Origin of the sequence: Acinetobacter sp. TR11 (genome assembly GCF_027105035.1) — a bacterium.
GTDB lineage: Bacteria > Pseudomonadota > Gammaproteobacteria > Pseudomonadales > Moraxellaceae > Acinetobacter.
Map to the genome: position 1 here is coordinate 2,154,228 of NZ_CP114256.1, position 13,007 is coordinate 2,167,234.

The 13,007-nt window shown below is 37.6% G+C and carries 11 protein-coding genes and 1 tRNA gene; 5 read left to right on the plus strand and 7 right to left on the minus strand.

Going from position 1 to position 13,007, the window contains the following annotated elements; all coding sequences use genetic code 11:
* Positions 1-13 precede the first annotated feature (13 nt).
* Complete coding sequence (locus tag O1450_RS10280; protein ID WP_269228332.1) at positions 14-355, minus strand: DUF6896 domain-containing protein; 342 nt, start codon at positions 353-355, stop codon at positions 14-16.
* 225 nt (positions 356-580) lie between these two features.
* Between O1450_RS10280 and cysS the strand changes: the two genes are divergently transcribed.
* The 3 genes from cysS to O1450_RS10295 all read left to right on the plus strand — a co-directional run bounded on the left by cysS (position 581) and on the right by O1450_RS10295 (position 2,839).
* Positions 581-2,002, plus strand: coding sequence for a cysteine--tRNA ligase (gene cysS / locus O1450_RS10285; RefSeq protein ID WP_269228333.1), 1,422 nt, complete (start codon positions 581-583; stop codon positions 2,000-2,002).
* A gap of 62 nt (positions 2,003-2,064) precedes the next feature.
* Positions 2,065-2,140 (plus strand) — tRNA-Gly (locus O1450_RS10290).
* Between the two features lie 225 nt (positions 2,141-2,365).
* The gene (locus O1450_RS10295) at positions 2,366-2,839 is read left to right on the plus strand and encodes a copper resistance protein NlpE (protein WP_005157556.1); all 474 of its coding nucleotides are present in this window, start codon (positions 2,366-2,368) and stop codon (positions 2,837-2,839) included.
* A gap of 94 nt (positions 2,840-2,933) precedes the next feature.
* Here O1450_RS10295 and O1450_RS10300 read toward each other — a convergent pair whose 3' ends face one another.
* Positions 2,934-4,538: an isocitrate lyase gene (locus O1450_RS10300; protein WP_269228334.1), complete on the minus strand. Its 1,605-nt coding sequence runs from the start codon at positions 4,536-4,538 to the stop codon at positions 2,934-2,936.
* A gap of 534 nt (positions 4,539-5,072) precedes the next feature.
* Here O1450_RS10300 and O1450_RS10305 point away from each other — a divergent pair.
* Positions 5,073-6,062, plus strand: coding sequence for a LysR family transcriptional regulator (locus tag O1450_RS10305; protein WP_004663040.1), 990 nt, complete (start codon positions 5,073-5,075; stop codon positions 6,060-6,062).
* A gap of 145 nt (positions 6,063-6,207) precedes the next feature.
* Positions 6,208-7,536 carry a hemolysin family protein gene (locus O1450_RS10310; RefSeq protein ID WP_269228335.1) on the plus strand — a complete coding sequence of 443 codons (1,329 nt, stop codon included), beginning with the start codon at positions 6,208-6,210 and terminating at the stop codon, positions 7,534-7,536.
* Positions 7,537-7,569: 33 nt separating this feature from the next.
* Here the strand turns inward: O1450_RS10310 and O1450_RS10315 are convergent, their stop codons facing one another.
* From O1450_RS10315 to O1450_RS10335, 5 genes are all read right to left on the minus strand, one after another.
* Entirely contained in the window at positions 7,570-7,833 is a 264-nt protein-coding gene (locus tag O1450_RS10315; protein ID WP_269228336.1) for a ribosomal protein L7/L12, read from the minus strand.
* A gap of 52 nt (positions 7,834-7,885) precedes the next feature.
* Positions 7,886-8,401, minus strand: coding sequence for a hypothetical protein (locus tag O1450_RS10320; RefSeq protein WP_269228337.1), 516 nt, complete (start codon positions 8,399-8,401; stop codon positions 7,886-7,888).
* A gap of 199 nt (positions 8,402-8,600) precedes the next feature.
* Entirely contained in the window at positions 8,601-10,214 is a 1,614-nt protein-coding gene (gene cysN / locus O1450_RS10325; protein ID WP_269228338.1) for a sulfate adenylyltransferase subunit CysN, read from the minus strand.
* Positions 10,215-10,297: 83 nt separating this feature from the next.
* Positions 10,298-11,206: a sulfate adenylyltransferase subunit CysD gene (gene cysD, locus O1450_RS10330; RefSeq protein ID WP_269228339.1), complete on the minus strand. Its 909-nt coding sequence runs from the start codon at positions 11,204-11,206 to the stop codon at positions 10,298-10,300.
* A gap of 320 nt (positions 11,207-11,526) precedes the next feature.
* On the minus strand, positions 11,527-12,972 hold the full coding sequence (locus tag O1450_RS10335; protein ID WP_269228340.1) for a capsule assembly Wzi family protein: 1,446 nt from the start codon (positions 12,970-12,972) through the stop codon (positions 11,527-11,529).
* Between the last annotated feature and the right edge of the window lie 35 nt (positions 12,973-13,007).

Consider the following 13,007-nt stretch of genomic DNA (forward strand, 5'->3'; position numbering starts at 1 on the left):
GATTGAACTTATGTTAATTGCTAGAATCTACTAAGTAATAAAGCATATACCCTGAATAGACTAAACGACCTGCTTTCACTTCATCTTCAAAACATTGCTTTAAAGCAGCTTCGCTAGAAAATCCATATTCAAATAATCTTGAATCAGCAAAATCAAGCAATCTCCATAAATCAAAACCATTGATCTGCCCCTGCTCTCCAAAATCAAAATCTACGGCACCTCTAGGTAATTTAACCTTACAGCCAAAACCATGTTTAAAATATGGAATACCTCCTATCAATTTACCAAGTTGAGGGATATCCATACATGCCCATTCAATATTTGTAATAGGTTGCTTTATACCAGATTCTTGCATAAGAGCTAGAACCTCACATACTGCACTTTGATAAGCAAGAATGAGACATCTGAGATTGCTATGCATCATAAACTCAAGAGTAAAAAATTATAATATGCCATATTGCTAAAAAATAGGCATTTATAAAGGCAATCACTCCTCCATTTTTTTCACCTGATAACTTTATGAAATACAATGCATACGTTATGATGAATCACGATTTTTGTAGAGTGTTTGAAAACCCTTATGCAACCTTTTGTTCTATATAATTCTGAGCAACGTAAAAAAGTTGAATTTGTCCCACGTCAAGAAGGTCAAATCGATATGTATGTCTGTGGTATGACCGTTTACGATTACTGTCATATCGGACACGCTCGAGTTATGGTTGCATTTGATTACATCATACGCTTCTTACGCAGCCAAGGCTGGAAAGTTCGCTATATTCGTAACATCACGGATATTGATGACAAAATTATTGCGCGTGCCAATGAAAATGGTGAAAGCATCCAACAACTCACAGCACGTTTTATTGATGCAATGAATCAAGATGCGGCTAACTTAGGCTGTGCTGAACCTGATGAAGCGCCTAAAGCAACTGAATATATTGATCAGATGCAAAACATGATCAATACACTGGTTGATAAAGGCGCTGCCTACCCCGCTGCCAATGGCGATGTTTATTTTGAAGTGACCAAATTTGATAAATATGGTCGCTTATCAGGTCGTAAATTGGATGATATGCAGGCTGGCGCTTCAGAGCGTGTTGATGTCGAAGTAGACAAGAAACACCCCTTTGACTTTGTTCTTTGGAAACATGCCAAAGAAAATGAACCTGCATGGGCTTCACCATGGGGCAATGGTCGCCCAGGTTGGCATATTGAATGCTCTGCAATGTCAACTTGCTGCCTTGGCAATCATTTCGACATTCATGGTGGTGGTTCAGATCTAATGTTCCCCCACCATGAAAATGAAATTGCACAAAGTGAAGCATCAACAGGTGAACAATATGTAAATTATTGGATGCATGTTGGTTTCATCAATGTTGATGGCGAGAAAATGTCTAAATCTTTAGGCAACTTCTTTACCATTCGCGATGTCATGGAAAAATTCCATCCCGAAGTGATTCGTTACTTTATTGTCTCATCACATTATCGTAGCCCTGTCAATTTCTCTGATGTTGCATTAAAAGAAGCAAAGACCACACTAACTCGTTTTTATCATTCATTTAAAGCTTATCAGCAAGTTTATGGTCAAAAAACAGTTGAAACTTTAGCGCAAGATCTTGTTGAACGTTTCAATAGTGCAATGCGTGATGATTTTAATACTGCAGAAGCAATCGCAGTACTATTTGAAATCAATAAAGAATTAAATCGTGCGGTTAAAGAAGAACAGGCTGAACAAGCAACTATTCTTTATTCAACGCTACGTTATCTGACTAAAATTCTTGGTCTAGTGCAACATGATGTTGAAGATTTTTTAAAGTCTGATATTGGTCAAGAAGCACTTAATCTCTCTGATACAGAAATTGAAGATTTTATTCAACAACGTGTTAATGCGAAAAAGGCTAAAGATTTTGCAAAAGCCGATAGCATTCGTCAGTCTTTACTCGATCAAGGTGTCGTTTTAGAAGATACTCGCCAAGGCACAATTTGGCGACGTGCTGATTAATTCAACACTCAGTAACATCGAGAGTTGACAGTTGAATGAAACTCTCTATAATGCTTCCTATTGCGGGAATAGCTCAGTTGGTAGAGCATAACCTTGCCAAGGTTGGGGTCGCGAGTTCGAGTCTCGTTTCCCGCTCCAAAATTTAAAAAGCCTTTATCTAATGATAAAGGCTTTTTTATGTTTAAAATTTACTATTTTCTAAAATTTTAATACTTTGCAATAAGTAGGTTAAATAATAAATTTAAATTCTGCCATTTATAGATTTACCAAAGGTTAAATAACTCTTACATACTGTCACTACCCTTTCTCCTTAAAATCCCATAGTTTAAATAACAATATTTTCAAAAAAGAGTTTAATACCAAATGAAAAAGTCAATTATTGCAATTTCTTTAGCTTCTCTTGTATTAGTCGCTTGTAGTAAAACTGAAAATAAAAAAGTTGAAGAGCAAACACCAGCTACAACTGAAGCTGTATCAGAAGCAACTGTAGCTGATACTGCACATACTGCTGAAAATGCATTAGATTGGAATGGCACATATAAAGGCATACTGCCTTGTGCAGATTGTGAAGGTATTAAAACCGAATTAGAACTTAATTCAGATAAAACTTATGAGATTAAAGAAACGTATCTTGGTAAGGGTGATGGCAAACCATTTGAAAGCAAGGGTAGTTTCCAATTCGATAGCAAAAATTCATCTATTATTGAATTAGATAAAGCTGGTGATAGCCGTAAATATTTTGTTGCTGAGGGTTATTTAAAAGCATTAGATATGGATGGTAAAGAAATTACTGGTGATTTGGCTGATAAATATCAACTCAAAAAAGAAGCTGAATAATTTTTTTAAATTTTAAATGCTCGCTGTTGCGGGCATTTTTATGATTAAAATAAAAAACCCTGCTTACGCAGGGTTTTTTTGAATCATTCGAGGCTTAGTGAGCAGCGAATTGGTTCATTGTGTTTTTAGCATCATCGTGCGCTTTAAGAGCGTTGTCACCAGAGAAGATCTCTTTGTGATCATCACCGATGTCAGAACCAGCCATTGCTTGGTGTTTAACACAAGCAATACCGCCACGGATTTCTTTACGTTGTACGCCAGCAACATAAGCCAACATACCTTCAGAACCGAAGTAACCTTGTGCAAGCTCATGAGTAGAAAGAGCAGCAGTGTGGTAAGTAGGAAGTGTGATCAAGTGATGGAACACACCCGCTTCACGAGAAGCATCAGCTTGGAATGTACGTACTTTCTCATCAGCATCAGCAGCTAATTCAGTTGCATCGTACTCAGCGCTCATTAATTTAGCACGGTCGTAAGCAGAAACGTCTTTACCTTCAGCAACCCAACGGTCGTAAGCTTGTTGACGGAAGTTTAACGTCCAGTTGAATGATGGGCTGTTGTTATAAACAAGCTTAGCATTTGGAACTGTTTCACGTACACGGTTAACCATGTGAGCGATTTCTTCAACGTTTGGAGTCGCAGTTTCGATCCAAAGAAGGTCAGCACCATTTTGAAGGCTAGATACACAGTCAAGTACAACACGGTCAATTTGAGTGTCAGCACGGAACTGATATAAACCAGAAGCTAAACGCTTAGGACGGTGTAATTTACCATTACGTTTGATCAAGATTTCATCTTCTTGAGCATCAGCAATGTCAATTTCAGTTGTTTCTAAGTAGCTGATGTATTGAGAAGCGATGTCGCCTGGCTCTTTAACCACTGGGATTTTTTGAGTCAAGTCAGCGCCTTCAGAGTCAGTACGCGCAACGATGATACCGTCATCAAGACCCATTTCTAAGAATGCATAACGTAATGCATGGATTTTAGCAATGAAGTCTTCGTGCGGAACAGTTACTTTACCAGCTTGGTGACCACATTGTTTCGCATCAGATACTTGGTTTTCGATTTGAAGCGCACAAGCACCAGCTTCGATCATTTTCTTAGCAAGTAAGTAAGTCGCTTCTTCGTTACCGAAACCAGCGTCGATGTCAGCAATAATTGGCACAACGTGAGTTTGGAAACCATCGATTTGAGCAGTGATTTCAGCAGCTTTAGCAGTGTCACCAGCTTCTTGAGCTTTTTTAAGAGCGCGGAATAAATCGTTTAATTCTTTCGCGTCAGCTTGACGTAAGAAAGTATAGATTTCTTCGATTAATGCAGGAACAGAAGTTTTTTCGTGCATAGATTGGTCAGGAAGTGGACCAAATTCTGAACGAAGTGCAGCAACCATCCAACCAGAAAGGTAGATATAGCGACGTTCAGTAGTACCGAAGTATTTTTTGTTCGCAATCATTTTTTGTTGAGCGATGAAACCGTGCCAGCAACCTAATGATTGAGTATATTTGCTAGAGTCAGCATCATAAGCAGCCATATCACGACGCATAATCGCAGCTGTATATTTAGCAATATCTAAACCAGTTTTGAAACGGTTTTGCATTTGCATACGAGCAGCATCTTCTGGGCTAATATCGCGCCAAGTGTCGCCGAATTTTGCTTTTAATTCGCGGATTGCATCAATCGCTGTTAAATATGTAGACATGATATATTCCTTTAGAGGGATTGGCATCGAATGATCGCAAAAAACCATGCTTTTATAGTCTAGATTTTAAGCACTTCATCAACATGTTGCACAGCTTAGTCTGTGCAAACAGATTAATCCAATATTCTTGGTTAATTTTCAGTATTTATTTATGAAATATACAGATAAAACGATATAGAATATTTAAAATAATAAACCAAGACTTTGATATATAAATATTTTTAAAAATAAAATTCATCATAAATTATTCATTAAACAATCTAACTCGTATTATTTCTATACATTTAAAACAACTATCCAATACCAAAGCATATGAATGAATAACTCGAATAAATGCAGAAATGGCTATAGTGTTTTATATATTGAATATCATTTCCTCATGATAATGAATCTGTTACGAGCTTATTCAAGTTTAATAAGAGCAAACCATTCAACTATTTGCTATACCTTTTATCTCGTTTTAAGTTACACAAACGGCTTTAGTTATGTCATAATTCATCACAATTCAAAAATTTTATTTTCGGTATTTTTTTTATGAATCTGGAGCGGGTTGATCTCAATTTATTAATTTATCTTGATGTACTTCTTCGTGAAAAAAATGTCACACGTGCTGCAGAACAACTGGGTGTCACTCAACCTGCAATGAGTAATATTTTACGTCGCTTACGTAATTTATTTAACGACCCTCTGCTCATTCGTTCTTCTGAAGGAATGACACCAACTGAGCGTGCACTCGAATTACAACCACGTATTCGTGATGCATTATCAGATTTGTCGATGATTCTCGAACCACGTACCGAATTTAGACCTTATACCAGTACCCGCGTTTTTCGTATAATGACTTCCGATTATGCTGAAGCAACGCTTGTACCGCGTCTTGTAAAAGCACTTCGCTCTGAAGCGCCAAATGTTGTACTGGACTTCTTAACCCCAAGTGATGTCTCTTATCGAGATATGGAGCAAGGCAAAGTTGATCTAGCCATTAACCGCTTCAATGAAATCCCACAAAGCTTCCATCAAGTTTTGGTATGGCGCGATAGTTTTAGCTGTATTTTAAATGATAAGCACCCTGCTGTAACCCATCTCAACCTTAAAAGCTATTTAGATGCTCAACATATTTGGGTTTCTAAAACAGGTATGGGCGTTGGCTTTGGTGTAAATCCAGATAAACAAGCAGGACTTGGTTGGATTGACCAAGCTTTGGAACGAATTGGTCAACGTCGTAAGATTTCAGTTTTTACTCGCCACTATCAAATGCCTGCACTGTTAGCGCAGAATGTTGATCTGATTGCAACATTACCAACACGTATGGCACGTTTGCAAGCACAAAATCCTCGTCTTCTTATTAAAGACCCTCCTTTTTACATTCCAGAATTTGAACTTAAAATGGCTTGGTGTCCATTGCTACACCATCATCCAGCACATCGTTGGTTAAGACAACTTATCCTCTTTGTTGCACGCCAAATGATTGAAGAAGAAAATCGTGAGTTTCTTTTAAATAATTCACAATTTTCACAATACTAAAATATTGCTTTGTAACAATATGATTTCCTCTACGGATATGCTTGTTTCATAAGCAAAATTGTTATACTGAGGTAATACCCAATTACCTCTCTTCTTTTTTTATGTTACAACATATTCATAATAAACGATGAACCACAGGTGATGTGTGAGTCTCTTCCAAAATATTATTATCATTATTCTGCTCATAACTGCGGCAGGTTTTCTCTCGCTCACTGAAATTGCGCTTGCTGGCGCACGAAAAGTTAAATTAAAAATTTTGGCTGAATCTGGTGAAATTCGAGCACAAAAAGTTTTAGATTTACAGGAACAATCTGCGGACTTTTTTGCAGCCTCACAAATCGGTTTAAATGCTGTTGCTATCTTAGGCGGTATTTTAGGTGAAGCAGCTTTTCGCCCATTTTTTGTAGAAATGCTTAAACAGTTTTATGTGGGGCCTTGGCTAGAAACGATTGGTTTTGCTTTATCCTTCACCTTAGTAACTTCCCTTTTTATTTTGTTTGCGGATCTAATGCCAAAACGTTTGGCAATGATTGCTCCAGAAAAAATTTCTATTCGTGTTATTGAGCCGATTCAAGTTTTTATCAAAATTTGTAAGCCTTTAGCTTGGGGAATCAATGCAATTGCAAACTTGTTGTTCCGATTATTTAAAGTAAATACCATTCGTGATGACAATATTACGTTTGATGATATTTCTGCTGTCATGGATGCAGGAGCTCAAGCTGGCGTTTTGCAAAAACAGGAGCACCACTTCATTGAAAATGTTTTTGAACTTGAAGAAAGAACCGTTCCTTCAAGCATGACCACGCGTGAAAATGTTGTTTATTTCACACTTAAAGAAAATGAAAGTAGTATTCGCCAAAAACTCGCTGAATATCCTTATTCAAAATTTTTAGTCTGTAATGAGCATATTGATCAAGTCATTGGTTATGTCGATACCAAAGATATTTTAGTCCGTATCTTAAATAATCAATCTCTACTTCAACTCAATGAATCTACAATCCGCACCGTCTTAATCATTCCTGACACCTTAACTTTATCCGAAGTACTTGATCGTTTTCGCTCTACCAAAGAAAAGTTTGCAGTCGTTATTAACGAATATGCTCTAGTTGTTGGAGTGATTACTTTAAGCGACATTATGATTACAGTGATGGGTGATTGGGTAACACCAATGGAAGAAGATCAACAAATTATTAAGCGTGATAACCACTCATGGCTAATTGATGGTAGCACCCCAATTGAAGATGTGAAACATGTTTTAGAAATTGAGGAATTTCCTGAAAATGAAAATTATGAAACGATTGCTGGTTTTATCATGTATCGTTTACGCAAAATTCCACGTCCAGCTGATGCGGTAGAATATGCGGGTTTTAAGTTTGAAGTAGTTGATATTGACCATTATAAAATCGATCAATTACTGGTCACTCAAATTATTCCCAGCTTAGAAAATGAGCCGCCGTCAACAACAACTGAATAACTCATAAAAATTAAGCCCTTTTAAGGGCTTAATTTATCTGGTCAAAAACCAAACTAAAATCACCAAGATGATGAAAATCAAAATAAAGATTTGGATTCCGCCACGACTGCGTTGAGCTAACTGCTCCTGAATTAGCGCTTGCTCTTGTGGATGCTCTTTTAAATATCGTTCGACCAAGTCTTTAGATTCTTTCAACCCAAGACCTGTTTTCTCACGAGTAATTTTGATTGCATCTATCAACTGACCTGCTCTTAAAGCATCTAGAGCCTCACGTGGCATCTCTATATTGAAACTCATAAATTTAACATCCTTGTTATTTATAATAATTTATTTTGATTTCGTAGAAAATTTAATTTCCACCATATAGTGAAATTAATTGATCTAATGTAGCTTGATAATGAATTGCAATGTCTTCTGACAGGATTTTATATGCATTATCGAACTGAACCATTGGCCATCCTTCTTTCCAAAATGGAAAGATGTTATGTAGATCGTGAGTCACTATTGAATCTTCACGCACAATTGCTTGAGCAACTTGAGACAGAACTTGAGCTGTTTCAGCCCCATCAATCGCAAGATAATCAATACCTCGCACTTTTAAAATACGAATACGATCTTTTTTATAACGAATTTTTTTAGCTTGTCCAGAATTTAAACCTAATGCAAGTGTTACGGATTCTACAAATTTATCTTCAAAACTTGTATTCAGTGCAACCAAAGCTTGCTTGTGCGCTTCTTGACGCCCGGCCTTACCCCCATTACGGATGATTTCGTTCGCTTCTGCATCAAGCTTATCTTTTTTCATAGACTGTAAAATGTCTAAAATTTCGATATCGCTTAAATATTCAGGAGTTTGCTCAGTCATGGGAGTCCTTAGACAATAATTCAAAGAACTATTGTCTCATAAAAGACATTTCAAAACAGAATAAAAAAATATCAGCCCGATATATTTATCACTATTTTTAAATTAAATCGAAGAATCAAGAACCTTCAAACATATAAATCTCGAATTTATAAAATAAAAAAGCCTGCATAAGCAGGCTTTTAGAAGTCAGTCCAAGCTATTAAAGACGAACTAACTCCACGATTTTTTCAGCTGCTTCTTCAACTGTTTCAGCAGTGATATCCGTATCAGTACCATCAACAGTTGTTGTAATAACCACTACACCTGTTTCACGCAATAAAACAATTTGCTCAGTCGTCAATCCAGCTTTCGCAATCGCAACGACACCTTGTTGAATCAACAAACTTTCTAAAGCTTGTGCATTCTCGATTAACTGCGCAGAAATACCAATCACAGCAGGTTTCTGACCTAAGCGAGCAGCACGATCTTCCGCTGTCACAGGATTACTATGCGCAGTCCATTCTACTGCGGCTTCAATCATCCCCGCACCAACAGTCACGTTGCTCAAGCGGTCAATAAAGATCAACGAACCTGTATAACGGCTATCTTGATATTGGTCAAATACCACTGGAGCATCAAACTCAATCACAAGATCTGCAATCGCATTTAACTCAATTTCTTCAACTTGAGTATGTTCAAGTGTATTTACGTTGACACGGTAATTGATCGCACTGACTTTTGCAGGAACAGTTTGAGTACCGATTTTAAGGTTATACAATTTACCTTTCACTAAAGGATGTTCATTCATCCATACAACAGATGCACGAACACTACGCGAAATAAGAGGTTGTTCACCTGCACGAACCAAAACATTACCACGTGAAATATCAATTTCATCATTTAACGTTAAAGTAACCGCTTGACCTGCAATTGCTTGTTCAAGATTCCCATCAAAGGTCACAATTTCTTTAACCGTTGATTTTTTACCTGAAGGTAAGGCAACGATTTCATCACCAACGTTGATTTCACCAAGCGCAATCGTACCCGCAAAACCACGGAAATCAAGGTTTGGACGATTTACATACTGAACAGGGAAACGGAATTCATTTTTATTTGATTCGCGTTTAATTTCCACCGATTCAAGAATGCTCATCAAGGTTTGACCCTTGTACCACGGCGTACTTGCAGATGGATTAACGACGTTATCGCCATTCAATGCCGAAATCGGAACGAATAAAATATTTTCTGGACGACGTTCACCAAGCTGACTTAAGAATGCATCATATTCAACTTGAATTTCATTAAAACGTGCTTCAGAAAACTCAACCAAGTCCATTTTATTAATCGCAACAACGATATTCTTGATACCGAGTAAGCTTGCAATAAAAGTATGACGACGAGTTTGCGTTTGTACGCCATAACGCGCATCAATCAAAATGATGGCAAGATCAGCCGTTGATGCACCTGTTGCCATGTTACGGGTATATTGTTCGTGTCCTGGTGTATCTGCAATGATGAACTTACGTTTTTCAGTTGAGAAATAACGATAAGCTACATCAATCGTAATCCCCTGTTCACGTTCAGCTTGTAAACCATCAACAAGTAAAGCAAGATCAGGCGCATCACCAGTCGTTCCTACTTTTTTACTGTCACGTGTTACCGCTTGTAATTGATCTTCATAGATCAACTTTGAATCATAAAGTAAACGACCAATTAGCGTTGACTTACCATCATCGACGTTACCGCAAGTCAAGAAGCGCAAAAGGTCTTTATTTTCGTGCTGTTTTAAATATGCCAAAATATCTTGGCTAATAAGATCTGATTGATGAGACATTGCTCAAAACTCCACAAAATTTGAAATCGAATTTTGTAATTTCCCTAAATCCCTCTTTTAAAAGAGGGACTTGCTTAAGAAAATTAGAAATAACCTTCCTGCTTTTTCTTTTCCATTGAGCCAGCTTCATCATGGTCAATCATACGACCTTGACGCTCTGAACTGGTAGCCAAAAGCATTTCTTGGATAATTTCAGGCAATGTATCCGCCTCAGACTCAACTGCACCAGTTAATGGGTAACAACCAAGTGTACGGAAACGTACCGATTTCATTTGAGGAACTTCACCCTCCTTTAAACGCATACGCTCATCATCGACCATGATTAACGTACCGCTACGCTCTACAACTGGACGTACAGCTGAAAAGTAAAGAGGAACAAGTTGAATATTTTCTAAATAGATATACTGCCAAATATCTAACTCAGTCCAGTTAGATAGAGGGAAAACACGAATGCTTTCACCTTTGTTCACTTTACCATTGTAAAGATTCCAAAGTTCTGGACGTTGGTTTTTTGGATCCCAACGATGCTTCGTATCACGGAATGAATAAACACGTTCTTTCGCACGGGATTTTTCCTCATCACGGCGCGCACCACCAAACGCAGCATCAAACTGATATTTATCTAATGCTTGTTTTAAACCCTGAGTTTTCATGATATCGGTATATTTTGAACTACCATGATCAAATGGGTTAATCCCTGCATCACGACCTTCTTTGTTCTGTTGTACGATCAAATCAAAGCCATGAGTTTTTGCCATGTTGTCACGGAACGTGATCATGTCTTTAAACTTCCAACCTGTATCTACATGCAGGAGTGGAAAAGGAAGTTTAGCAGGATAAAATGCTTTCAAGGCAAGATGTAACATGACTGCTGAATCTTTACCAATTGAATAAAGCATCACTGGATTTTCAAATTCAGCTGCAACTTCACGAATAATATGAATACTTTCTGCCTCAAGTTGCTTGAGGTGCGTTAATCTATTTTCAGTCATGTACATATCCCCACTTATCAATGTGACCCATAAAATCTATAAGTGGTATTAAACCACCACTTGGAAGACCGTGTGGAGGAACGAGTATCATAACAACTCCAATTTTTCGTGATATCGATATTCTTACTAGTGGACAAATGAGCAATCTAGTAAAGTTTATCCATTATAATAATTTAGAACGGCTTCTTTAGCTTGTTTTTTCATATCAATATGCAAAATTGTGATATGAATAGCAACAAAACAGAAGATCACGACTTTAAAACACCTAAAATACGGTCAAAAAAAGAAGCCATTGTCGGCTTCTTTTTTACTCAAACTTGTTAGAAACGGAACATATTCTTTTCTAATGGAATTTCTACACCGACTGAAAGACCACCATCACGACCATTGAGATCCGAGTCACTCACCCAACCATTAATTTTCAATGGAATCGTTGGCTTTAAATAATGTGTCCATGTTAAATCTAAACCTTTTAAGGTATCTTGTTTTGGAAATGCCTCATTAATTAACAAGTTAGATTCATTCACTTTGGCATAAAGTACACGTCCACTTAGACGATTCATCACATCAAAACGAATATCGCCACCAATAGAATATGTCTGCCCATCACCACCAATTGCATGTCCTAATGGGAAACCGTGCTGGTAATAGCCGTCTTTATAAATAGTATGGGCATAAGAAATACGTCTTACCTCGCCATTGGTACGCGTGTCAGCCCATTCTGCATATAATTGATATGGCATATCTTTATAAATTGAAGAAAAATCTGCACCACCGAGGTACATATATTTTGCAGGTAATCCGCCAGCTTCATCCTCTCCAACAAACTGACCATACAAACTGACTGGAACGTTCAATAAAGGTTGTAAAAATAGCCGACCATCAAATCCTGCAATTTGATTAGATGGATCGGCTTTGCCCGTCCCACCATTATCTTTTGTTCCTGTAAAGGCATCCCACAGTGAGCTTAAACTCTCAGATCGACCATCACCGCCCCATTGAATAGCACGGGAAGCTCCGATTTCTAATGCTGGAAATGGATGAGCTGTTAAACGCAAACCAATGAGTTTCGCATCAGGGACTGCTTTGTAGTCATCTAATTGACCCGCAAAAGCTTGATACTGCCAAGGTCCAATCCATGATAACCATTTTGATTCAAATGCATTTTGATTTGCTCTTTGAACAGTCACCCCATAAACAGGACGACTAGCATCACCACGGATCAAACTTCCATCATGTCCAGGCCCCCAATAAGTAGGGATTTGACCAGCAACGACCCATTGATTCCACAATTTACCTGCAATATAAGAGCCTTCAACATTGGCATCATGACCATTATCAATTAAAGGATCTTTCTCAGCATTGATCCGTAGCTTGGCATCCCAATTCTCAGCGCCTGCATTAAATTCGACCGACACCTGATATTGTGATTTTTGATTATCAGCAAATGTTTGAGGAATTGTTTTAATATCTGTGTCTGCATGCAAACCAAGTTTTACTGTTTCATTATCAGTCTGGAGTGCATTTAGTACAGAATTGATCACTTTTTGCTGTGTATTATTACTGACCTTTGCTTGAGATAAAGCATGTTGAATTTCGTCACTACTCAACGGCCAAGTTGAAGTACTGATTTGTATAACGCCTTGCTGATTTAACCAATTTAAGTCAGTGCGTAAGTTTGCATCATTCAATACAAGTCCTTGTGCAAAAGTAGTAGCTGAAATAGCCGAAAATAATGCGATATAAAGTGTTTTTTTTACAAACATACCCTAACTGTTCTCAAATTTATTCATTAGCACAT

What these genes read in the sequence shown, in the direction of transcription:
- O1450_RS10280 (WP_269228332.1), bottom strand. Translation starts at nt 355, where the DNA reads ATGCAAGAATCTGGTATAAAGCAACCTATTACAAATATTGAATGGGCA.
- cysS (WP_269228333.1), top strand. Translation starts at nt 581, where the DNA reads ATGCAACCTTTTGTTCTATATAATTCTGAGCAACGTAAAAAAGTTGAA.
- O1450_RS10295 (WP_005157556.1), top strand. Translation starts at nt 2,366, where the DNA reads ATGAAAAAGTCAATTATTGCAATTTCTTTAGCTTCTCTTGTATTAGTC.
- O1450_RS10300 (WP_269228334.1), bottom strand. Translation starts at nt 4,538, where the DNA reads ATGTCTACATATTTAACAGCGATTGATGCAATCCGCGAATTAAAAGCA.
- O1450_RS10305 (WP_004663040.1), top strand. Translation starts at nt 5,073, where the DNA reads ATGAATCTGGAGCGGGTTGATCTCAATTTATTAATTTATCTTGATGTA.
- O1450_RS10315 (WP_269228336.1), bottom strand. Translation starts at nt 7,833, where the DNA reads ATGAGTTTCAATATAGAGATGCCACGTGAGGCTCTAGATGCTTTAAGA.
- O1450_RS10320 (WP_269228337.1), bottom strand. Translation starts at nt 8,401, where the DNA reads ATGACTGAGCAAACTCCTGAATATTTAAGCGATATCGAAATTTTAGAC.
- cysN (WP_269228338.1), bottom strand. Translation starts at nt 10,214, where the DNA reads ATGTCTCATCAATCAGATCTTATTAGCCAAGATATTTTGGCATATTTA.
- cysD (WP_269228339.1), bottom strand. Translation starts at nt 11,206, where the DNA reads ATGACTGAAAATAGATTAACGCACCTCAAGCAACTTGAGGCAGAAAGT.
- O1450_RS10335 (WP_269228340.1), bottom strand. Translation starts at nt 12,972, where the DNA reads ATGTTTGTAAAAAAAACACTTTATATCGCATTATTTTCGGCTATTTCA.